This window comes from Lacrimispora brassicae (assembly GCF_054772055.1).
In genome coordinates this window covers 40,803-62,464 of record NZ_BRYH01000014.1, presented here as the reverse complement: position 1 = coordinate 62,464, position 21,662 = coordinate 40,803, and the positions used below count along the sequence as shown (strand labels likewise).

Below are 21,662 nucleotides of genomic sequence, written 5' to 3'. Positions count from 1 at the left end.
TCAATAGGAAAAATTTATTTGAGGGAAATTTTACAGGTGAGGTAGGAATCAGAATGGAATTAAGGGTTGTTTTAAAAACGGCACGGTCCGTGACTGTGGAGACGGTAACAGAACAGATTTATGAATTTGAAACACCGGGAAAGATACTGGTAAATGGAAAAAAATTCGGAGAGACGAAACGGGTCGTATTTACATTGTTTGACTTAAAGCCGGATACGGATTATAATATCTCTTTAGAAAGAAATGGGGAAAAGGCGGAGACCGGTTTCCGTACCGACTATGAATTTGTAACATTAAATGTTAAGAGTGTGGGAGCCAGGGGCGATGGAGTCCAGGATGACACTTCCTTTATCCAGGCGGCCATCATGGCTTGTCCAGACCGCAGCCGGGTACTGATTCCAAAGGGAAGGTACCGGATTACCAGCCTGTTTTTAAAGAGCCATTTAAGGCTTGAGCTGGCTGAGGGAGCGGAGCTTTTGGCAGATACGGACCGGTACAAATATCCCAGATTTCCCGGAATGATCGAAAGTTATGACGAAAAAGAGGATTACAATCTTGGTACCTGGGAGGGGAATCCTCTTCCCATATTTGCAGGAATCATAACCGGGATCAATGTAGAGGATGTGGTGGTCTATGGCCCCGGCCTGATCAATGGCCAGGCATCCTTTGACAACTGGTGGGACAATGTCCGGCAGATGAAGGTGGCATTCCGCCCCCGCATGGTATTTTTAGAGAGATGTAAAAACGTGGCCCTTCAGGGCTTTTCCTTAAAAAACAGCCCTGCCTGGGTGCTGCATCCCTATTTCAGCCAAGACTTAAAATTTCTGGATCTGGATATTGAAAATCCGGCGGATTCTCCCAATACCGATGGCCTGGACCCGGAATCCTGCAAGGACGTGGAAATACTGGGGCTGCACTTTTCATTGGGCGATGACTGCATTGCAGTCAAGTCCGGAAAAATCTACATGGGACGCAGGTATAAGACGCCTTCTGAAAACATCCTGATCCGCCAGTGCCTGATGGAAAACGGTCATGGAGCGGTTACCGTTGGAAGCGAAGTAGGAGCGGGCGTCAAGAATATCCGTGTGGAGCGCTGCTTCTTCCGCAATACGGACAGGGGCCTTCGGATCAAGACCAGAAGAGGCAGGGGAAAGGATTCGGTGCTTTCTGATATTTATTTTGACCATATTCATATGGATCATGTCATGACGCCATTTGTTGTAAACAGCTTTTATTTCTGTGATCCTGACGGAAGATCCGATTATGTCCAGTGCCGGGAGGCCCTGACAATAGATGAGCGGACCCCGGAGATCAAGAGGCTGTACTTTACCAACATCAAGGCGGAAAACTGCCATGTGGCGGCTTCCTTCCTCTATGGGCTTCCGGAGAGGAAAATTGAGCGCATTGAATTTAAAAATGTTGATATTTCCTTTGCAGACAATGGAAAAGCAGGAGAGCCTGCCATGCTGTCCGGAGTGGGAGAGTGGAGGAAAAGAGGATTTTTCATCAGCAACGTAGATACCCTGATCTGTGATCATGTGAAAATTTCCGGCCAGGAAGGGGAAGCCTTTGAACTGAGCAGTATCAATCATTATGAAGTGAGATAAAGGAGGAGTTATTATGCAGATCGGAATCCGGTTACACGATGTGGCACCCGGGACCCTGGAGGAGCGGGTGAAAATCGCCCATGAACAGGGATTTACCTGTGCTCATCTGGCGCTGACAAAGACAGTAAAGGATCATTCCGTGGAGAATTCCGCCCTGACTCCGGGCTATGCCACGTATTTGCGCAAGAAATTTGCAGAATATGATGTGGATATTGCAGTCCTGGGCTGCTATTTAAACCTGGCTCATCCGGACCGGTCAGAAATTAAGAAAATCCAGGAGCGTTATTTTGCCCATATCCGTTTTGCTTCTGTTTTAGGATGCAGTGTTGTAGGAACTGAGACCGGCGCGCCCAATGCGGAATATTGCTTTGAACCGGCCTGCCACAGTTCGGAAGCACTTCAAACATTGATCACAAATCTACGCCCTGTTGTGGAATGTGCGGAAAAGTTCGGTGTGATCCTGGCTATTGAACCGGTGTGGAGCCACATTGTATACGATTCCAAACAGGCACTGAAGGTGCTTAAGGCCATTGATTCGCCTAATTTAAGGATTATCCTGGACCCTGTAAATCTATTGTCGGTAGAAAACAGTGAACATTATGAGCAGGTCATAAGGGAAGCCATTGAGGATTTAGGCGGGTATACGGATGTTCTTCATATGAAAGACTTTGCGGTGGAAGATGGACGCATGGTTTCCGGCGCGCCGGGAACCGGAGTTATGAAGTATGATGAGATCCTGGATTTTGTGAAAAAGGAAAAACCGTACATCCAGATGACCATAGAGGACAGCAGGCCGGACAATGCAGAGTGGTCAAGAAAGTTTCTTGAAAGTTATACCAATTGAAAAGCTATATGAAAAAAAAGAAACCGGTTCCTTGTTTGGGATTTCCGGTTTCTTTTTTTATTGGAAATTACATTTTACCAATTAAAAGCGCTTCGCTATGGATGAGCACTTGGGGTCAATGCAGCATGGCTGTTGAAGCCTCCGTGTTTGGTGCAGGAGTCTCCAGAGCAGGCTCCTTATTCTCATGGAAATCAGTTTAAGCATTCCTTCATGACTTCATATGCGCCTTTTTCTTTGATGGCTTTTAAATGGCCTGCAACGGCTTCTTCAAAGCCTGGGATTTCACTTAAATCCTCGTCCCAGAAATCAACATTGGTGCAGACTGCGTGGGTAAGGGAAGCCGCATCGTCATCCTTGTGGTCATAGAAGAACTGAAGAACCGGCTTATCATCCTTGACCGTGTATTCATCACCGGCGGGGCGTGCTGCAACAAGGCCATCCTCTGTAAGGTTCATTCCGGTGTAGAATGCGATGTAGAAAGCAAAGGAGGCTGTTATGCACTTGGGAAGAGCGCCGGTCTTTTCCACATAGCTCTTAAGGGAAGGCATAACCCGGGCTTTCCACTTGGAGGTGGAATTAAGGGAAATGGATAACAGGGAATGATCAATAAATGGGTTTTTGAAACGCTCTGTAACAGAGGCTGCAAAACTCATTAATTCCTCCTTTGGAAGGGTCAGTGTAGGGATGATTTCATCGTAAATGGTCTTATTCATAAAGCCGCAGATCACCTCATCATCCATACAGTTGCGGACGATGTCCTGTCCGGAAAGGTAAGCGCCTAATACAAAGGAGGTGTGGGCGCCGTTTAAAATGCGGACCTTTCTCTGCTTATATGGTTTATGGTCGTTACAGATGATAACTGGAAGGCCGGCTTCTTCAAACAAAAGTTCCTTCTTTAAGCTTTCCGGCCCTTCAATGACCCAGAAGCCGAAGACCTCACCGGTATTGATGATGTTATCCTGATAGCCTAATTCTTCACAGATGGCAGCAGCTTCATTTCTGGGATATCCGGTGACGATACGGTCTACCAGGGTGGAGCAGAAGATGTTCTCTCCTTTGATCCAGTCAATGAATTCCCCGCCCAGGTTCCATTGCTGGGCATATTTTAAAACGCATTTTTCCAGTTCTTTTCCGTTATTATCGATCAGCTCGCAAGAGAGGATGACAAAGCCTTTGCCGGCTTCTTTACCGAACTTTTCAAATCTTCTGTAAAGGAATTGGGTCAGTTTTCCCGGGTAGCTGTCGGCCGGAACATCCGTAAACTGGCAGGAAGGATCGTAGGTAATGCCTGCTTCCGTGGTATTGCAGGCAATAAAACGCAGATCAGGATTGTCCGCACAGGCCAATACGGCCTCATAATCCGTATAAGGATTTAAGCATCTGCTTACACAGGAGATCACCCGTTTGTCATTTACCTTCTGCCCGTTTTCAAATCCACGGAGGAAAAGGGTATAAAGTCCCTCCTGTTCATTGATCATATCACCCAGGCCTGGTGCAATGGGCTGGCATAAGACAACCTTGGAGTTGAAGCCGGTTTTTTCATTGAGAACGTCGATAAAATAATCCACAAAAGCCCTTAAGAAATTTCCTTCACCGAACTGCAGTACCCGCTCCGGGGCATCCTTTAAAAGGTATCCGTCAAATCCAAGCTTTTCCAGCGTTTCATAACATAACTTTTCCATTGAATTTATCTCCTTTTTTCTTCATTGCATGCATATATATGATGTTTCGGGAAGTATAAATCCCTTCCCGCAGCAAGCGGAAACCTAGGTTTTACCATGATCTTATCAGGTGAAAACAAATACCGGCTGTACTGGTGGTTATTTTCCTGCTGATAAGCGAAACTAAGTAAAATACGCTTTGCGAGTTTTTCTTAGTTGACCCGGCATTCGTTGAATAAATGGCTTACATATTCATTCGGCTCATTGCTCACGAAAATTATAAGGTCACACCTTGCTTAAAGATAGCCATGTCGTGGAAGCCGGCTTCCTCGGATTTTACCTTTTTTCCGGAAGCCACCTCAATGACAAAATCAAAGAACTCATTTTTAAGGGTATCCATATCAATATCCTCAACCAACACGCCGCAGTTAAAATCGATCCAGTTATTCTTTTTTGTGCTTAAAGCGGTGTTGGTGGAAATCTTCATGGTGGGCACCGGACAGGCAAATGGAGTTCCCCGGCCTGTGGTAAACAAGACGATGTGGGCGCCGGAAGCGGCCAGTGCGGTGGAGGCCACCAAGTCATTGCCCGGAGCGCTTAAGAGATTTAAGCCCCTGGTACGTACCGGTTCCCCATATTTTAATACGTCCATGACCGGAGCGTTGCCGGATTTTTGGACGCAGCCCAGGGATTTGTCCTCCAGGGTGGAGATGCCGCCCTTTTTGTTGCCTGGGGAGGGGTTTTCGTATATGGTCTGGTTATAACTGGTAAAATAATTCTTGAAATCATTGATCAGATCAACGGTTTTTTCAAAGGTTTCTTCATCCAGGCAGCGGTTCATGAGAAGAGTTTCCGCGCCGAACATCTCAGGGACCTCTGTGAGAATGGTGGTTCCGCCTTTGGAAACCAGCATATCGGAGAATGCCCCTACTGTGGGATTGGCCGTAATTCCAGATAAACCGTCAGAACCGCCGCATTTCATACCGATGATAAGTTGGCTGCAGCTTACAGGCTCTCTGTGGAAGGTACCTGCATATTCAGCAAGCTGACCGATGAGTTCCATGGCATCCGCCATTTCATCTTCAGACTCCTGAGCTACCAGGAACTTTACCCTGCGCTCATCATAGTCGCCAATATATGGCTTCAGCTCGGTAATGTTGCTGTTTTCACAGCCAAGCCCCAGAATCAGAACGCCGCCTGCGTTGGGATGGTTGATCAAATCAGCCAGAATGGTCCTGGTGTATTCCTGGTCATCACCCATCTGGGAGCAGCCGTAAGGATGGGGGAATGCGGCCACTTCGTCAATGGTGCCGCCTACGTATTTCTTTGCCATGCGTTCCAGTGCTGTGGCAATGTTATTAACACAGCCAACCGTAGGAATGATCCAGATCTCATTGCGTACGCCCACTTTTCCGTCCGGCCTGCGGTAACCCTGAAAGGAACGTTCGGCCGTGGGAGCAACTGCTGTTTCCTGCTTTTCGTAAGTATAAGTCAGCAAATCCCCCAAACCTGTTTTTAAGTTATGGGTGTGAATCCAGGCACCTGTCTTAATCTGTTCCTTTGCCATGCCAATGGCACAGCCGTATTTGATGACGGATGAGCCGGCAGGTATATCGGTAAGGGAAAATTTATGACCCTGTGGGATATCTTCCAGGAGTGTAACAATATTTCCTCCGATCTCTGCGGCAGTGCCGGAAGAAAGCGGCTTTAATGCAACTGCAACATTATCTCCGGAATGAATTTTGATAAAATCCTGCATAAGCTTCCTTTCCTTTCTTAGTATCAAATTCAATTGACACACGTAATGTAAGTACTTACATAAAACATACACTATTTTAGTGCAGACGTCAATAGGGAAAGAAAAAAAGAGATTTTTCTTTTTATTTAAGGGAATAACTTAAGAAAACGAAATGATTTTTCCATGGATAAAATCTAACGATAACAGTTGCTTTACCGAAAGTTATCCTGTATAATGAATCAAGAAAAGTGTAAGCGCTTACCTCACTTTCTGTATGGAAATTTGATGATGCCAAAGGGACAACCAGAATGAACATTTATGATATTGCACAGCTTGCAGGAGTTTCCATCGCTACCGTGTCTCGGGTGGTGAACGACAGCCCCCGTGTGAGTGAGAGAACAAAACAAAAGGTCAGGACGATTATGGAAGAGAATGGCTACACCCCCAATGTATTTGCCAGGGGCCTGGGGCTTGATTCCATGAAAACCATCGGGATTTTATGTCCGGATGTGTCTGATGCCTATATGGCTACAGCGGTAGCCCATTTAGAGAGCCGTATGCATGAGCACGGTTACGACTGCATTTTGTGCTGCAGCGGATTTGAACAGTCTGTAAAGGAAAAATATGTCAGCATTCTCCTTGCGAAACGGATCGATGCCCTCATTATGGTTGGTTCCACTTATGCCGGGACAGGAGAACCGGATAAGAACACACAATATGTCCGGGAGGCGGCAAAGCAGGTTCCTGTGTTTCTGATCAACGGATATTTGGACAGTGAAAATGTATACTGTGCCTATGGAGATGATTATCAGGCAACCTACAATGTAACCAGCCAGATGATTGAAGCGGGGCGGCGGCGGATCCTGTTTCTCTGTGACTCCCACTCCTACAGTGCGACTCAGAAGCTGGCTGGCTATGAAAATGCTTTAAAAGCCAATGGACTTCCTGTGCTGGGAGATTTAAAGCTTTATGTAAAAAACCGGATTCATACGGTAAGGGATATCCTTCTGGAGCGCCGTGATTTGAGATTTGACAGCGTGGTGGCCACAGATGACGGTCTTGCCGTAGGGGCGATTAAATATGCCAATGCAAAGCTTTTAAAGATTCCGGAAGATTTGTGCATTACAGGATTTAATAATTCTGCCTTGTCGATCTGCAGCGATCCTGAGCTTTCTTCCATTGACAACAGGGCCGAGGAATTGTGCAACATTACCGTTGATAATATGATGAAGATCCTTCTGGGAGAAGAAGGGGAGGTCAGCAGGAGCAACCGGATTCCCTGCCGGCTGGTAAAACGGTGTACAACTGATTTTTGACCTATTGTCATTTCTTTTCGTGTATGCTAAAATATAAAGTCAGTAAAACAATGGAAATACTCAAGGGCATACCTTTATGAGCAGGGCAGGCTCCATCCGGTAACACGAGGTGGGCTCTGCCCAAAAAGCGTGGGCAGCAATAATGAAATACCCTGCAGGTATCCCTTTACACCCGGTAACGCGGGGTGGGCCCTGCCCAAAGCACATGGGCAATAGTGAGGAAAGAGGGGTGGCAGGAACGATGGAGCATGATGGAGGCAATGTGGTGCTTTGCGGCGCCAATTCCTATGAGCAGAAATATTATTTTAACCAGCAGTTTTCAAGTCTTCCGGAGAGTGTTAAGCAGGAGCTTCAGATCATGTGCGTGCTCTATACAGAAGACGTAGGAGGAATCCTTTTTTTGGAATATGACGAGGACGGAACCCTGGAATTTAAGGTGACGGCAGAAGAGGGGGATTACCTGTTTGATGAGATCGGAAGCGTGCTGAAGATCAAGCAGTACCGGAAGGAAAAAAGGGAACTTTTGGAAGCTCTGGAAATGTATTACCGGGTGTTTTATCTGGGAGAAGAATTGGAAGACGGAGATAGAGATACGTGAAGCTTAGAATTGGAAATGTGACGTTGGACAACAACCTGATACTGGCACCTATGGCAGGAGTTACTGACCTGCCATTTCGTTTTCTTTGCAGGGAGCAGGGCTGTGGTATGGCAGTCACGGAGATGGTCAGCGCCAAGGCCGTTTTATATAAAAACAGAAACACAAAAGAGCTGCTGGAGGTGGCTCCTGAAGAGGGTCCTGTAAGCGTTCAGCTTTTTGGTTCTGACCCGGAAATCATGGCGGATATTGCAGCCCAGGTAGAAGATGGGCCTTATGTATTTCTTGATGTGAATATGGGCTGTCCCATGCCCAAGATCGTAAATAACGGAGAAGGTTCGGCACTTATGAAGGACATCAGGCTTGCGGAACGCATCTTGACTTCCATGGTAAAGGCGGTAAAAAAGCCTGTGACCGTAAAATTCAGGAAGGGCTTTACAGAAGACGACTGCAATGCAGTGGAATTTGCCAAAATGGCGGAAAGCTGCGGAGTGGCGGCAGTGGCTGTTCACGGAAGGACCAGGGAGCAGTATTATTCGGGAACAGCGGACTGGAATATTATAAGGAAGGTAAAGGAAGCTGTGGCCATTCCTGTCATCGGTAACGGCGATGTATTTAAGCCGGAGGATGCAAAGGCTCTTATGGACGAAACCGGCTGTGACGGGGTGATGATCGCCAGAGGAGCCAAGGGAAATCCCTGGATCTTTTCAAGGACCCTTCATTATCTGGAAACAGGAGAACTGCTGCCGGGGCCGGACAGAGAGGAGATCTGTAAGATGATCATCCGTCATGGTGCCCTTGAGACGGAGCACAAAGGCGAGTTAGTGGCCATGCGTGAGATGCGCGGGCATATGGCATGGTATACGGCCGGGCTTCCCCATTCCGCAAAGCTTAGAAACGATATCAACCAAGTGGGAACCATGGATGAGTTAAAGTGGTTCGCGGAAGAAAGGATCGGAAAATTCCGATCAGAGAAATGGAATCAGGAATAGTTGTATTCTTGACATTTCCAGATGTTTACGCTATAATATCTGGAATGCGAATGAGCGAGTATGAAACCAGGAGGAATCAAAACCATGGTAGACAAGAAGAATATCTTAACCTATGAAGGTCTTAAAAGATACGAGGATGAGCTTCAAAATTTAAAGGTAGTAAAAAGAAAAGAGGTCGCCCAGAAGATCAAGGAAGCCAGAGAACAAGGCGATTTATCTGAAAACGCTGAATATGATGCTGCAAAGGATGAGCAGAGGGACATTGAGCTGCGTATCGAAGAGCTGGAGAAGCTCCTTAAAAATGCAGAAGTAGTGGTTGAGGATGAGATAGATTTAGATAAGATTAACATTGGCTGCAAGGTGAAAGTCTACGATGTTGATGAGGACGAAGAGATGGAATTCAAAATCGTGGGTTCCACAGAGGCAAACAGCCTTCAGAATAAGATTTCCAACGAATCCCCGGTAGGTCATGCACTGGTCGGCAGGCAAGTGGGAGATGTCGTAGACGTAGAGACACAGTCCGGAGTGATCCAGTATAAGGTACTGGAAATCCAGAGAGTGTCTTAATATAATTTTCTTTACAGAGCCAGGCACAGCGCAGGCTGAGTCTGGAAAATAAGCCGTTCGATGAGCCGTCTGGCGAATCGGACTTCCTTAATACAGTTCACAAAGGAGTGCAAACAGGTGGCAGAACAGCAGAATCAAAACCAGAATCAGGTTATAGAAGAGGACTTAAACCATTTGCTGAAGGTCCGCCGGGAAAAGCTGGCAGAGCTTCAGGAAGCGGGAAAGGATCCGTTTAAAGTTACAAAGTACGATGCAACCGTACACAGCAGTGAGATCAAGGAACAATATGAAAAATGGGAAGGAAAGGAAGTATCCATTGCAGGACGCCTTATGTCAAAGCGCGTAATGGGGAAAGCTTCCTTCTGTAATGTACAGGATTTAAAGGGCAATATTCAGTCCTATGTGGCCAGAGACAGCATCGGAGAAGAGGAATACAAGGAATTCAAGAAGCTGGATATCGGTGATATTGTAGGCATTAAGGGAATTGCGTTTACAACAAAAACGGGAGAGGTTTCCATCCATGCCGAGAGCGTTCTCCTGCTTACCAAGAGCCTTCAGATCCTGCCGGAGAAGTTCCACGGTCTGACCAATACGGACATTCGTTACAGACAGAGATATGTGGATCTGATCATGAATCCTGAGGTAAGGGATACTTTTGTAAAGCGTTCCCAGATCATCAAGGCCATCCGTGACCATTTAGATGCTCAGGGCTTCATGGAGGTGGAAACGCCTATGCTGGTCGCTAATGCAGGCGGCGCTGCGGCAAGACCCTTTGAAACTCATTACAACGCCCTTGATGAGGATGTAAAGCTTCGCATTTCTCTTGAGCTTTATTTAAAGAGACTGATCGTAGGCGGCTTGGAAAGAGTTTATGAAATCGGGCGGGTTTTCCGAAATGAGGGCGTGGATACCCGTCATAACCCGGAATTCACCCTGATGGAATTATACCAGGCTTATACTGATTACCACGGCATGATGGATCTGGTTGAGAATTTATTCCGGTCTGTTGCCCTTAAGGTCCTTGGAACGGCAGTGGTGAACTATGATGGTGTGGAAATTGACTTATCAAAGCCATTTGAACGCATTACCATGGTAGATGCTTTAAAGAAATATAAGGACATTGATTTTACCGCCATTCATACGGATGAGGAAGCTAAGGCTCTGGCAGACCAGTGCCATGTTGAGTATGAGGCCCGCCATAAGAAGGGCGATATTTTAAGCTTGCTTTTTGAGGAATTTGTAGAAGAGCATTTGGTTCAGCCGACCTTTATTATGGACCATCCCGTTGAAATCTCTCCTCTAACCAAGAAAAAGCCTGATGATCCGGATTATACGGAGCGTTTCGAGCTGTTCATTACAAAGCGTGAGATGGCAAATGCATATTCTGAGTTAAATGATCCCCTGGATCAGATCGAGCGTTTTAAGGCCCAGGAAGCACTTCTTGCGGCGGGAGACGATGAAGCCAATACCATGGATGATGATTTTGTAAATGCCCTTATGATCGGTATGCCCCCCACTGGCGGTATTGGAATCGGAATTGACAGGTTTGTTATGCTGCTTACGGATTCTTATGCAATCAGGGATGTGTTGTTGTTCCCGACGATGAAGAGCAAGGACGTTTAAAATATCTTACAGCATTGGTACGTATTGCTATCATAAATAGAATCGTATGACATCTTATAAGTCCATATGCTTGTAGAAATATGAGTATATGGGCTTATTTTAGTGCCTGAATTGATCGGGTGAAGAAAACACACTGACTGACATAAGTTTGGATGAGAAGTGAAGTAACTACGAAAGGCTTCTCAGACCGTGTGTGGATATATGCTCAAAAAGCTTGTTTAACAAGGAATCCATAGCCGGTTTGTAATAGGAAAAATAGCAGATATATTTTGATGAAGTAATATGAACAGGTAAGATTGGCATATAATAGAATTAATAAGATCATTTGAGAGAAAACATGACCATACACGTTGTTCAACCTGGTGAAACCATATTTTCAATATCAGAGTATTACAAAATTCCTGCTGACAGATTAATATTGGAAAACGGAATTATAAACCCTAACAATTTAGCAATTGGCCAAACCATCGTGATTGTTCAACCGGAAACACTCTACACCATCCAGTCCGGCGATACTTTGGAGAGTATTGCAGAGCAGCATGGTGTTTCAACAATGGAATTATTAAGAAATAATCCCTATCTTTCCGATAGACAATTTATCTACCCCGGTGAAATCATAGTCATAAGTTATCAAACGAATAAAACAAGAACAATTGCCACTAATGGTTATGTCTTTTCTTATATAGATAAATCTGTTTTAATAAAAACACTTCCTTTTTTATCATATCTGACCATATTCAATTATAGGGCTACAAGTGAGGGAGAAATTGTCTCCAGCGCTGACGACACGGAACTTATTCAGCTTGCAAAAGTTTACGGTGCTGCACCCATGATGTTTGTTTCCACTATGACAGATGAGGGAATTGTCAGCCGTGAAGTGACCTACAATATTTTAAATAATTCTTCTGTGCAGGCAAGCCTTATTGATAACGCGCTTCGCACAGTGAAAACGAAAGGTTTTTCCGGTATAAACATATATGCCGAAAACATCACTTATGAAAACATCGATATCATTGCAGAATATTTGAAAAGAGCTTCTGAGATATTTCATTCAGAAGGTTACAAGATAATGATTACCATAACACCGATTACGAATATTGACACCCCCAGCATCAGTTTTGAAAAAATAGACTATTCAAAATTATCTGAATTTGTAGATGGAATCATATTTTCTTCTTATGATTGGGCAAGGTCTTCCAGCTATCCGAACGCAATTTTTCCGGTTGATATGTTAAAGGAATTATTAGATTACATGGTTAGTATTATTCCCCCTGAAAAGATTTTTCTGGGAATCACCGCTCTAGGTTATGACTGGACACTTCCCTATGTTCCCGGTGCAACAGAAGCTACTGTAATTACCTATAATAGTGCAGTGCAAATTGCATCGGATAACAATATACCAATACAATTTAATGAAGCAGCACAGTCACCTTACTTCTACTATATGGATAGCGATGGGGTTCTGCATATCGTATGGACTAAAGATGCAAGAAGCTTTGATGCAAGGGCTGGGCTGGTAGAGGATTATGGTCTCCAGGGCTTATCTTTTTGGACCGTTATGAGATTCGATGCCCAAATGTGGTTTGTTATTAATACTCAATATTACATAGAAAAGTTTTAAATGAGTATTTCCCATAAGTATTTCATATAGAATAAATATTTGTTCCATAGGAATTGTATTTACATGGTACAATTCCTTTGTTTTTGCTTATTTTTCAGGGTTTCCGTGAGAAATTGGTCCTGATAGAGTTGAAAAACCGGCTATGGCTCTGTACTTTAGGGAACACTTTAGTTTGATGAAAATCATAATCGGAGCAGGCATTGCTTTTTAAAAGACGGGCAGATTCAAAATGAGCTGATAAATTCTGCGGCGGTATACGGACGAATGGCCTTGATCATAAAGAAAAAGGCTGAATTATAATATCTGATCATAAGATAATGGCATCTTGACATCTTGTGTAACTTGAATTACTATTTCAATATAAAATCAGCCGTTAACGTTGAAGAATTGGAGTATAGACAGATACTTCCATTTTCCTGTCCGGTTGTTGTTTTCAGAGGGAAACAGATAAAGAGTGACATTAATACGAAACAACAATGAATTCATTATTGATCCTCTGGTGCCGGGTATTAACATGATGGAACTTCAACGGCGAAATTATTGATTAGGAAAGGAAAAATTTAATTATGGACAACCAGGAAATTATTGATAAATTAACGAAGGTATGTATCTGCAAAGGAGTTTCCAAACAAACAATAAAGAAAGCGATTTCAGAAGGTGCAGATACCGTTGAGAAAGTATGGAGTATGACGAATACCGGCAATGGCAGTTGTAAAGGAAAACGATGTGGAGGCAAAATTCAGCAGATTCTGGATCAATGGAAAGAAGAGCAATAATCAGAATAGCTATTATTCATAGAATAAAAAAGCCATCAACATATAGACTGGCGGCGGCCTGAGAGACCTAAAGATGTAAGGTCTCTTTTTTTTAGACCTAACATTTTGGATAGATATTTTCAACAATTGAAAATATAACAAGTTTGTGATATATTTTATCATATTATGAGGTTTAATTTATGCAATGTACCATAAATAAAATAGGCTGCAGACAAAACAACATGGCCATTATGGTTCCAAGGAAAAAAGGAGAGGAAGAATATAGTGGAATTTTATTTTAAGTCAAAAGGAGCAAAGATACATCTTTACCGGGAGAATGGGTTTATTGATGAGGATTTAGGAGAACTGACGGAAACATTCACTGGAAAACTGAAGACTAAAAATTTCTTAGGGGAAAACTTTGAGTTGGAAGATGTTTCTGGTTTCTTTTCAAAGGGTAACAGATATTCTATTAAAAGTACTAAAGGACTTAATGGCATTATTGAGAAAAAGGGATTCGGCGACAGATACATTCTGAAATAATAATTGTTTTTCATGGGAAGATCCATTGATGTTAAACGATTATGATAGGTTATATCATTGCCATAAAGTATGCTGGCACATTGATATAAGCTGTAAAAGGGGCATTGGAAGAATATTCCTATGCCTTTTGTAGTAGTAATAATAGTAAAAACTTAAATTAAACAATTGGAGGTGTCAAATTACATTGTCATAGAAAAAACATACAAGATTAAAAGTGTCAAGTCAGTTTATACACAGTGGTCTGAGAACTACAGAAAGATATTCTGTTTAGTAAAGAAAAATATTGAAGCCGGTAAAAACAGCGAATGTCATTTATATAGAAGCGATGTTGTGGTAAAATGGAGATATCATCACGTCATGCTTTAAGGGAGACAGACAATTTGACTTTGCATACAATGGACTTCCGGGTTACTGTTCATTGATAACTTAATACTGACCGTCAGTGAGTAAGGGGGATTCCATTCATGAAGACTATTTATGTTTGAAATAAACTTTACCATGTGAGTGATAAAATGCGAAGCAAATATAATCGACTTTAAAGTAAACCACCAGTTGTATTTATATACTTAAGCAGAAGGAGTCAATTTGCCAAACTGATATTTTCATGACGTGGCATAAGCTGTCATATCCTATAAGTGGGAGAGGCCGTTTGATTATATGGCATGGAATGAATTTAAATAAACTTGAAGGATTGATTTCAAGTGAAGAATTGAGGAGGAAGTAATATGTATAAATATGAGTATTTAATCACTTAAGGCGAGAACACCGGCCACGTTCGTGGTAGGAAGAATCCCCGCTATTTATCCGCTGTTGGGATAAGGAGTAAGTTACTACATAATTATCGCGTATATTAAAATAGTAAAAGGAGAAAGAGTATGTTAAAGATATTATTGAGTATAGCCCCAATCGTTATTATAGCCATTGTAATTTTAGGAATCCTTGCTTCAGGTTATGTAAAAGCCCCGCCGGATACGGCATATATTATTTCCGGTTTAAAGAAGAAAATTTTAATTGGGCGTGCGGGAATTAAAATTCCGTTTCTGGAGCGGCTGGATAAACTGAATTTAAAACTCATTCCTCTTGATATTGTGACAAAGGATCCTGTGCCAACACAAGACTGCATCAATATTTATGTGGATGCAGCGGTAAATGTGAAAATTAAGACAGAAGATGAAGCAATTGATTTGGCTGCTCAGAATTTCTTAAACCAAGGCTCCGAAGAAATTGGTTCAATTGTATCAGAGGTCTTGGAAGGTAACGTCCGGGAAATTATCTGTACGATGAAATTACGTGAATTAATTGGTGATAGAAAGACTTTCGTAAATAAGGTTTCTGAAAATGTAATTCCGGATCTGGAAAAGATGGGCATTGAGTTAGTAAGCTTTAATGTTCAGAATTTCCGTGATGAAAATGACGTTATTAATAACTTGGGTATTGATAATATTTCACAGATAAAAAAAGATGCTGCTATTGCAAAAGCAAATGCCAATAAAGAGGTTGCGATTGCACAGTCGGCGGCCGACAGAGAGGCAAATGATGCAAGAGTTAGTGCTGAGTCGGAAATTTCCATAAGGAATAATGAGCTTGAAATAAAAAAAGCTGAATTACAACAGATATCAGATGCGAAAAGAGCACAAGCAGATGCTGCATATGAAATCCAGAAGCAGGAACAGCAAAAAACAATTCAGACGGCTACCGTGAATGCCCAGATTGCCAGGGCAGAAAGAGAAGCCGAACTGAAAAACAAGGAAGTTGCAGTTATGCAGCAGACCCTGGAAGCTGAAATCAATAAAAAAGCAGATGCAGAACGGTATGCTGTTGAACAGAAAGCTGCGGCAGATTTATCAAGAAGGCAGAGAGAAGCCGAAGCTAAGAAGTATGAACAAGAAAAGGATGCTGAAGCAAAGAAGGCTCAGGCCGAGGCAGAAAAATATTCAATGCTTCAGGAAGCAGAAGGTATAAAGGCAAAGGGTGAAGCTGAAGCCGCCGCAATTCAGGCAAAGGGGTTAGCCGAAGCAGAAGCAATGGAAAAGAAAGCAGAAGCTTATCAAAAGTACAATAAGGTTGCTATGGCGGAAATGATGATAAAAGCTCTCCCTGAAATTGCCGGTAAGATTGCAGAACCTTTGTCCCAGATTGATAAAATAACGATTATTGGCGGAGGAAATGGAGATGCCAATAATGGAATTGGTTCTGTTGCAGGAAATGTTCCTGTTGTTATGGCTAAGTTATTTGAATCAATGAAAGAAGCGACGGGGGTTGATCTCTCCGAAATTATGAGAGCAGAAACTTACGATGCAAAAGTGACGAAGAACCTGAATATCACCGGGATTCCAGAAAATGTGAAAACAACAGATGCCACAGAAGCAATAGTGGCGACAGAAATTGCGGAAGAGGCAAAAACCGAGAAAGAATAAACCGGTGAGTCTGTTTGCTTGTAACGGGTCTATTAAGAACATATAGGTTTGGGATGGGAAAGACAGGAAAAGCAAGTTTTGCCTATGAAGTCATTGGATAAGCAAAAATGTAAGGATGGTTTAAATCAAGGTTTTCAAAGTTATGGTATAGCCGTAAATAATAAATACGGACATTAAAAATAAGCCCATTTGCTCATAGTATTATGAGTATAAGGGCTTATTTTAGTATCTTATATTTATTGGATAATGAAATACACACGGCTATAAAAACTGAATTTTAATACCATACCAGATATTATTGAATAGAGCTGATGTTTGTGATAATATTGTTTTAGAATGAATGCATGAGCATTGTAGGAATAATATATTTCTTTTATTGAGGGTTGTTTACCGGAGAACGGGTTAGCCGGTGTTTGTAAACTATTAAAATGATTGATATGGGAAAGGCGGGACATTATGTTAGCAGGAAATACAAAAATAGCTTTGGCTGACGGATCAATGAAATATATTAAGGAGCTATGGACCGGCGAACAGGTATTAACTCAAAACGGAACACCCGGTATCCTTGTGGACACCCTTTCGGGGATGGAGAATTATGTAATGATGATAAGAACTGGGAATAAAGAGATATGCGCATCGGTGGATCAGACTTTCTTAACGGTTTCCGGTTGGAAAAATGCTGCTAACATTTCTGTGGGTGATAAATTATTGGACATACATGGAGCGGAATCAGAGGTATTACAGATGGAGCTTGTGCCATACGATAATATTGATTATGGCTTGGTTATTCAGGACAATCATTCATTTTTTGCAGAGAATATTGTGGCTGGAGATGAGTCTATGAATGCTGAAATATCAAGTAAAATATATGATAGAGCAAAGGAGAATGATGCTTATATCAATGAAATGATGGAATTAATGAAGAAAATGGGAGAATCGTTTTAAAGCGGAAAACTTTATCCTGTATCTGCCGCATTAAAACGATTGCAGATAATAATTCTTTGAGATAATTATAAATTTTGGTTTAAAAATGAAAGTCCTGTGATCCTTTATTAAAAAGGGGTTCAGGATTTTTTATTTATTATGATCAGCGGTTAAAGATAAAAACATAGCTCTTATCATGAATTTATGATATTAGTTTTAGACCCAGAGAACTTGAAAACCAATCCTGTAAAACCAGATCAGATATTTTTAAGGGAGAAAAGAGGGGGAAAGTATATAGATAACATCTATTAATAACCACTTACTTATTGAATAAATCAATTGGACGCAAAAGCCGTATCTCCCTATAATAGATAGATATAGTAAAAAAATATACATATTGGGAGAAGACGTATTATGAAAAAAAGGGTACTAGGTGCATTGCTGTGTCTGACTATGGCAGCGTCACTGATAACAGGATGCGCTGCAAAGTCTGAAAGTAAATCTGCTGACAGCGAAAAGAAGACAGGGGAGGAAGAAAAGTCTGATGTAAAAGCTGATCCGGTGGATAAAAAAAAGGTGTACGTATCGCCGGAATGGGTGAAGAGCGTAATTGACGGGAATCAGGAAGAGTCTTCTGATTATGTGATTTTGGAATGTGGATGGGGAGAGGAAGCAGATAATCCTGCATATACGGAAGCACATATCAAAGGTGCATACCATATGAATACGGATTATATAGAATCGGATGAATACTGGAACATCCGCACGCCGGAGGAAATAGAAAAGCTCATGGCTGATTACGGAATCACAAAGGATACTACCGTAATCTGCTACGGAGCCGATGGAGTAAATTCTGCGGACGACAGAGTTGCATTTACGCTGCTCTGGGCAGGGGTGGAAAATGTAAAATGCTTAGATGGCGGATTTGAGGCATGGACAAAGGCCGGATACACCACGGAAAAAGGCAGTAATAAGCCGAAAGCAGCGGACAAGGGATTTGGAACAACAGTTCCTGCACATCCGGAATATATTATTTCCATTGATGATGTAAAAGAAAAGCTTGAAAATGACAGCAACTTCAAATTAGTGAGCATCAGAAGCAAGGCGGAGTTTTCAGGAGAGACCAGCGGATACGGATATATTGACAAGGCAGGAGAACCAAAAGGCGCGATTTGGGGACATGATACGGACGATGGCTCTTATAATAAGGAAGACGGAACAACCGTCGGTGTGGATGTGGTGGAAGGATATTTAAAAGAATCAGGAGCATCCCTTGACAATGAACTGGCATTTTACTGCGGTACGGGATGGAGAGCCACAGTCCCATTCCTGATCTGCTACGAAAACGGCTATACCAATGCAAAGCTTTATGATGGGGGCTGGTACCAGTGGCAGATGGATGACAGCCTTCCGGTACAGGTGGGAGATCCTGAAAGCGGTAAATGTGAGTATACCACAGTGGGAACTCTTTCCACAGATAAAGCAAAAAAATAAAAAATAAATAACATGAGCGCTGGACGCGGAAGCGGCAGCGCTTATTTGTGCAAGTGACGAGCCAGGCCGGACATGCTTGTACGTTCAGTCGGCGGCCACAGCGGCAACGAGGGAAACTCCCAGAGCGTGTTTCGTCTCGTTTTAACATGGGAAGATGGGAAAATGAAAAAAATCGGATATTTTATTGTGACCCTTGTGGAAATACTTTTTTTAGCCGGCGCATATATCATCCACTATTTTACCCGAAAAAAAATGGGGATGGCAAGATATGTGATTTATAAAAATCAAGGCTGGGAGCGGACGCTTCCCATGGAAATATTGAAATACACGTCGGTGGCAGTTTTAACGGCATTGACGCTTTTGCTTTTGGCAGTGCTGATTATCCGCCGGAAACAGAAGGGGAGGCTGACCGCTGCCATGCATTTTACAATGGTTATTCTCACACCGCTGTATGGAGCTTATACCTGTATCAGCTCCACAGAGACGATGAGAGCATACTATTTTATCAGCCTGATGCTTGGGGCGGCAGCACTGCTCCAGATCATAAAAACGGGAGCGGCACTTGTGATGTGGGGAAAGAAAAAGGATGAATAATAAAAAAATGTGGGTGTTTGCAGGAATCACCTTTGTGGTTCTATGCTTTAATCATATCTTTGGCTGGTCTTCCTATATCAGGAATATGGATAATCTGGCTTTTTTAAAGCAGGCGGTAGAGAATAATCTCCCTTATGCCATTGCAATTTATATGCTGCTCACCATTGCAGGCTGTGCCTTTCTGGCCCTTCCTGGTGTCACCTTTGCAATTTTTGCCGGTCTTTTGTTCGGGCCGTTGCTGGGAACGGTATGCTGTTCCGCAGCAACTACAATAGGAGCGGCCCTAGCATTTGCAGCAGGACGGTTCTTTTTAAAAGACACCATCAGGCCAATGGTAATAAAGAACAAATATCTGAACAAATGGTTGTTTGACAGTTCGGGAAAAAACGAATTGTTTGTCCTTATCATTACAAGGCTTGTTCCGGTATTTCCCTATAATCTTCAAAACTTTGCCTATGGAATTACGGATATTAAATTCAGCACCTACATGGTGGGTTCTCTGGTTTTCATGCTGCCGGGGACTGCCATGTATACGGTTGGAACGGCAGGACTTGCGGACAAGGAAAACCGTATGGTGTATATGGGCATTGCGGCGGTATTGGCAATTGGAGTAATGGGAATGGGAATATTCCTGAAGAAGAGATACATACAGGAGGACCAGGATGGAACATAAGCGGAGAATCATGGATCCGGATGAATGCGTTCACTGCCATATATGCCAACAGCACTGTCTCTTTCTGGAAAAATATAAAATGGATGTGGGAGATAGGGAAAAGCTGGAGGAGCTTTCATATCACTGCTTTTTGTGCGGCAAATGTTCACAGGTCTGTCCCAAGGGAATCGACGGAAGAGAAATCGTGTTAGGGATGCGTAAGGAGCAGGTGAGGAGCAATGACGGAAAGCTTCGTGAAAAAGGCTATGGGTTGCTTGTAAGGGAAAAACAGAACTATTTATTTCAGAACTACAGTCATGGAGGGAAGAAAAGCGTACTTTTTCCTGGATGTAATTTTCCCGCTTTTTATCCCCGGACAACCAGGTACCTGATGGAGCTGTTCCAGGAGAAAGCAGGCGCCGGGACCGTATTTGACTGCTGCGGAAAGCCCATTGCAGAGCTGGGAATGGAGAAGCAGGAAGAACTGATTATAGAAGGGCTGGAGAGAAAGCTAAGGAAAAACGGTGTGGAGGAAGTGATCACCCTCTGTCCAAACTGCTATGCTTTTTTAAAGCCCCGCCTGAAGGTGAAGGTAGTGGACATATATGAAAAACTCTTGGAGCTTGGCATCGGAAGGTTAATTGAGGGAAGGCTTACCATATTTCCGCCTTGTCCGGACAGGGAAAGCAAGGAGCTGCTGGGCACCATACAAGCATTCCTGAAGGAAGAACCGGAAATGATTTCCCATGTGCAGTGCTGCGGGCTTGGAGGCTGTGCCGGGAGCAAAGAAAAAGATCTGGCAAAACAGATGATTTGCTCCATGGGACAGGAGAAAAGGGAAACCATTTACACATACTGTGCTTCCTGTTCCGGGAATTTTGTAAGAATGGGATACAAGGATACAAAGCATATTCTTTTAGAAATATTAGAGAGAAATGAGCGGCCGGACACAGGCTGGTCTGTGGTAAACCGCATAAAGACGAAATACCGGAGAGAGAAAAATAATGGCTGAAAAAAGTAAATGGATTAAAAAGTTCGTGTTGATTTCAGGACTTGGGGCGGCGGCCGCAAGTTATTATGGGATCCCATCAGTAAGAGAAACCATGAATCAGGTAGTTAAAATGTTTGCAAGCGGAGATTTTGGAGTGGTAAAGGATTTTATAGGGTCCTGGGGGGCGTATGCGGCAGTCATATCCTTTGGACTTATGATCTTCCAGTCAATAGCAGCTCCTTTGCCAGCCTTTCTCATTACCTTTGCAAATGCCAATCTGTTCGGGTGGTGGCAGGGAGCCATTCTCTCGTGGACAAGCGCCATGGCGGGAGCGGCGCTGTGCTTTTTTATCGCAAGGGTTCTGGGAAGGGATGGGGCAGAAAAACTCACAAGTAAGGCGGGATTAAGGCAGGTGGATGCCTTCTTTGAAAAATACGGAAAAAGCACGGTTTTGGTATGCCGCCTTTTGCCCTTTGTATCCTTTGACCTTGTTAGTTATGGGGCGGGACTTACTTCCATGTCCTTTGGTTCCTTCTTTCTGGCAACCGGAATCGGGCAGCTTCCGGCGACCATTGTTTATTCTTATGTGGGAGGAATGCTGACAGGAGGCGCAAAATTATTTGTAACAGGTCTTATGATGCTGTTTGCATTGCCGGCGCTGATGGTAATGGCAAGAAAAATATACGTGGAAAAACAAATGAAAAAAGGAGAAAAGTAAGAATGGCTAC

Annotated in this window: 18 protein-coding genes and 1 pseudogene; 17 read left to right on the top strand and 2 right to left on the bottom strand. The window is 43.1% G+C overall.

From position 1 onward, the window contains the following. The first annotated feature begins 53 nt into the window (after positions 1 to 53). Together ACYVD3_RS08745 and ACYVD3_RS08740 are read left to right on the top strand one after the other, a co-directional pair. Entirely contained in the window at positions 54 to 1,607 is a 1,554-nt protein-coding gene (locus ACYVD3_RS08745; protein ID WP_460642130.1) for a glycoside hydrolase family 28 protein, read from the top strand. Between the two features lie 13 nt (positions 1,608 to 1,620). Continuing rightward, the gene (locus tag ACYVD3_RS08740) at positions 1,621 to 2,451 is read left to right on the top strand and encodes a sugar phosphate isomerase/epimerase family protein (protein WP_460642129.1); all 831 of its coding nucleotides are present in this window, start codon (positions 1,621 to 1,623) and stop codon (positions 2,449 to 2,451) included. A 191-nt stretch (positions 2,452 to 2,642) separates the two neighbouring features. Here the strand turns inward: ACYVD3_RS08740 and ACYVD3_RS08735 are convergent, their stop codons facing one another. Together ACYVD3_RS08735 and ACYVD3_RS08730 are read right to left on the bottom strand one after the other, a co-directional pair. After that, positions 2,643 to 4,133: a tagaturonate reductase gene (locus ACYVD3_RS08735; protein WP_460642128.1), complete on the bottom strand. Its 1,491-nt coding sequence runs from the start codon at positions 4,131 to 4,133 to the stop codon at positions 2,643 to 2,645. Between the two features lie 256 nt (positions 4,134 to 4,389). Continuing rightward, positions 4,390 to 5,871 (bottom strand): UxaA family hydrolase, encoded by a 1,482-nt coding sequence (locus tag ACYVD3_RS08730; RefSeq protein WP_460642127.1) that lies wholly within the window; start codon positions 5,869 to 5,871, stop codon positions 4,390 to 4,392. 287 nt (positions 5,872 to 6,158) lie between these two features. On the opposite strand from ACYVD3_RS08730, the gene ACYVD3_RS08725 reads away from it, so the two are divergent. The 15 genes and pseudogenes from ACYVD3_RS08725 (at position 6,159) to ACYVD3_RS08655 (ending at position 21,652) form a co-directional block, all read left to right on the top strand. Continuing rightward, positions 6,159 to 7,166 (top strand): LacI family DNA-binding transcriptional regulator, encoded by a 1,008-nt coding sequence (locus ACYVD3_RS08725; RefSeq protein WP_460642126.1) that lies wholly within the window; start codon positions 6,159 to 6,161, stop codon positions 7,164 to 7,166. A 241-nt stretch (positions 7,167 to 7,407) separates the two neighbouring features. Then, positions 7,408 to 7,764 (top strand): DUF6145 family protein, encoded by a 357-nt coding sequence (locus ACYVD3_RS08720; protein WP_460642125.1) that lies wholly within the window; start codon positions 7,408 to 7,410, stop codon positions 7,762 to 7,764. Next, positions 7,761 to 8,753: a tRNA dihydrouridine synthase DusB gene (gene dusB / locus ACYVD3_RS08715; protein WP_460642124.1), complete on the top strand. Its 993-nt coding sequence runs from the start codon at positions 7,761 to 7,763 to the stop codon at positions 8,751 to 8,753. Before ACYVD3_RS08720 ends, dusB begins: the two co-directional genes overlap by 4 nt. Positions 8,754 to 8,837: 84 nt before the next feature. Then, a complete protein-coding gene (gene greA, locus ACYVD3_RS08710; protein WP_460642123.1) occupies positions 8,838 to 9,320 on the top strand; it encodes a transcription elongation factor GreA in 483 nt (160 codons plus the stop codon). Positions 9,321 to 9,437: 117 nt separating this feature from the next. Continuing rightward, positions 9,438 to 10,931, top strand: a pseudogene (lysS, locus tag ACYVD3_RS08705) (lysine--tRNA ligase); the annotation flags it as partial. A 349-nt stretch (positions 10,932 to 11,280) separates the two neighbouring features. Continuing rightward, positions 11,281 to 12,564 carry a LysM peptidoglycan-binding domain-containing protein gene (locus ACYVD3_RS08700; RefSeq protein ID WP_460642122.1) on the top strand — a complete coding sequence of 428 codons (1,284 nt, stop codon included), beginning with the start codon at positions 11,281 to 11,283 and terminating at the stop codon, positions 12,562 to 12,564. 566 nt (positions 12,565 to 13,130) lie between these two features. Further along, positions 13,131 to 13,340, top strand: coding sequence for a (2Fe-2S)-binding protein (locus ACYVD3_RS08695; protein ID WP_460642121.1), 210 nt, complete (start codon positions 13,131 to 13,133; stop codon positions 13,338 to 13,340). A gap of 264 nt (positions 13,341 to 13,604) precedes the next feature. Further along, entirely contained in the window at positions 13,605 to 13,862 is a 258-nt protein-coding gene (locus ACYVD3_RS08690; protein WP_460642120.1) for a hypothetical protein, read from the top strand. Positions 13,863 to 14,737: 875 nt separating this feature from the next. Beyond that, positions 14,738 to 16,279 carry a flotillin family protein gene (locus ACYVD3_RS08685; RefSeq protein WP_460642119.1) on the top strand — a complete coding sequence of 514 codons (1,542 nt, stop codon included), beginning with the start codon at positions 14,738 to 14,740 and terminating at the stop codon, positions 16,277 to 16,279. Between the two features lie 456 nt (positions 16,280 to 16,735). Further along, on the top strand, positions 16,736 to 17,224 hold the full coding sequence (locus ACYVD3_RS08680) for a hypothetical protein (RefSeq protein WP_460642118.1): 489 nt from the start codon (positions 16,736 to 16,738) through the stop codon (positions 17,222 to 17,224). 393 nt (positions 17,225 to 17,617) lie between these two features. Beyond that, complete coding sequence (locus ACYVD3_RS08675) at positions 17,618 to 18,697, top strand: sulfurtransferase (RefSeq protein ID WP_460642117.1); 1,080 nt, start codon at positions 17,618 to 17,620, stop codon at positions 18,695 to 18,697. Between the two features lie 162 nt (positions 18,698 to 18,859). Continuing rightward, the gene (locus tag ACYVD3_RS08670) at positions 18,860 to 19,291 is read left to right on the top strand and encodes a hypothetical protein (RefSeq protein WP_460642116.1); all 432 of its coding nucleotides are present in this window, start codon (positions 18,860 to 18,862) and stop codon (positions 19,289 to 19,291) included. Next, on the top strand, positions 19,284 to 19,964 hold the full coding sequence (locus tag ACYVD3_RS08665; protein WP_460642115.1) for a TVP38/TMEM64 family protein: 681 nt from the start codon (positions 19,284 to 19,286) through the stop codon (positions 19,962 to 19,964). Before ACYVD3_RS08670 ends, ACYVD3_RS08665 begins: the two co-directional genes overlap by 8 nt. Continuing rightward, the gene (locus tag ACYVD3_RS08660) at positions 19,954 to 20,955 is read left to right on the top strand and encodes a (Fe-S)-binding protein (RefSeq protein ID WP_460642114.1); all 1,002 of its coding nucleotides are present in this window, start codon (positions 19,954 to 19,956) and stop codon (positions 20,953 to 20,955) included. The genes ACYVD3_RS08665 and ACYVD3_RS08660 overlap by 11 nt, the downstream gene beginning before the upstream one ends. Further along, a complete protein-coding gene (locus tag ACYVD3_RS08655) occupies positions 20,948 to 21,652 on the top strand; it encodes a TVP38/TMEM64 family protein (protein ID WP_460642113.1) in 705 nt (234 codons plus the stop codon). The genes ACYVD3_RS08660 and ACYVD3_RS08655 overlap by 8 nt, the downstream gene beginning before the upstream one ends. The last annotated feature ends 10 nt before the right edge of the window (positions 21,653 to 21,662 follow it).

What these genes read in the sequence shown, in the direction of transcription:
- ACYVD3_RS08745 (WP_460642130.1), top strand. Translation starts at nt 54, where the DNA reads ATGGAATTAAGGGTTGTTTTAAAAACGGCACGGTCCGTGACTGTGGAG.
- ACYVD3_RS08740 (WP_460642129.1), top strand. Translation starts at nt 1,621, where the DNA reads ATGCAGATCGGAATCCGGTTACACGATGTGGCACCCGGGACCCTGGAG.
- ACYVD3_RS08735 (WP_460642128.1), bottom strand. Translation starts at nt 4,133, where the DNA reads ATGGAAAAGTTATGTTATGAAACGCTGGAAAAGCTTGGATTTGACGGA.
- ACYVD3_RS08730 (WP_460642127.1), bottom strand. Translation starts at nt 5,871, where the DNA reads ATGCAGGATTTTATCAAAATTCATTCCGGAGATAATGTTGCAGTTGCA.
- ACYVD3_RS08725 (WP_460642126.1), top strand. Translation starts at nt 6,159, where the DNA reads ATGAACATTTATGATATTGCACAGCTTGCAGGAGTTTCCATCGCTACC.
- ACYVD3_RS08720 (WP_460642125.1), top strand. Translation starts at nt 7,408, where the DNA reads ATGGAGCATGATGGAGGCAATGTGGTGCTTTGCGGCGCCAATTCCTAT.
- greA (WP_460642123.1), top strand. Translation starts at nt 8,838, where the DNA reads ATGGTAGACAAGAAGAATATCTTAACCTATGAAGGTCTTAAAAGATAC.
- ACYVD3_RS08700 (WP_460642122.1), top strand. Translation starts at nt 11,281, where the DNA reads ATGACCATACACGTTGTTCAACCTGGTGAAACCATATTTTCAATATCA.
- ACYVD3_RS08695 (WP_460642121.1), top strand. Translation starts at nt 13,131, where the DNA reads ATGGACAACCAGGAAATTATTGATAAATTAACGAAGGTATGTATCTGC.
- ACYVD3_RS08685 (WP_460642119.1), top strand. Translation starts at nt 14,738, where the DNA reads ATGTTAAAGATATTATTGAGTATAGCCCCAATCGTTATTATAGCCATT.
- ACYVD3_RS08680 (WP_460642118.1), top strand. Translation starts at nt 16,736, where the DNA reads ATGTTAGCAGGAAATACAAAAATAGCTTTGGCTGACGGATCAATGAAA.
- ACYVD3_RS08675 (WP_460642117.1), top strand. Translation starts at nt 17,618, where the DNA reads ATGAAAAAAAGGGTACTAGGTGCATTGCTGTGTCTGACTATGGCAGCG.
- ACYVD3_RS08670 (WP_460642116.1), top strand. Translation starts at nt 18,860, where the DNA reads ATGAAAAAAATCGGATATTTTATTGTGACCCTTGTGGAAATACTTTTT.
- ACYVD3_RS08665 (WP_460642115.1), top strand. Translation starts at nt 19,284, where the DNA reads ATGAATAATAAAAAAATGTGGGTGTTTGCAGGAATCACCTTTGTGGTT.
- ACYVD3_RS08660 (WP_460642114.1), top strand. Translation starts at nt 19,954, where the DNA reads ATGGAACATAAGCGGAGAATCATGGATCCGGATGAATGCGTTCACTGC.
- ACYVD3_RS08655 (WP_460642113.1), top strand. Translation starts at nt 20,948, where the DNA reads ATGGCTGAAAAAAGTAAATGGATTAAAAAGTTCGTGTTGATTTCAGGA.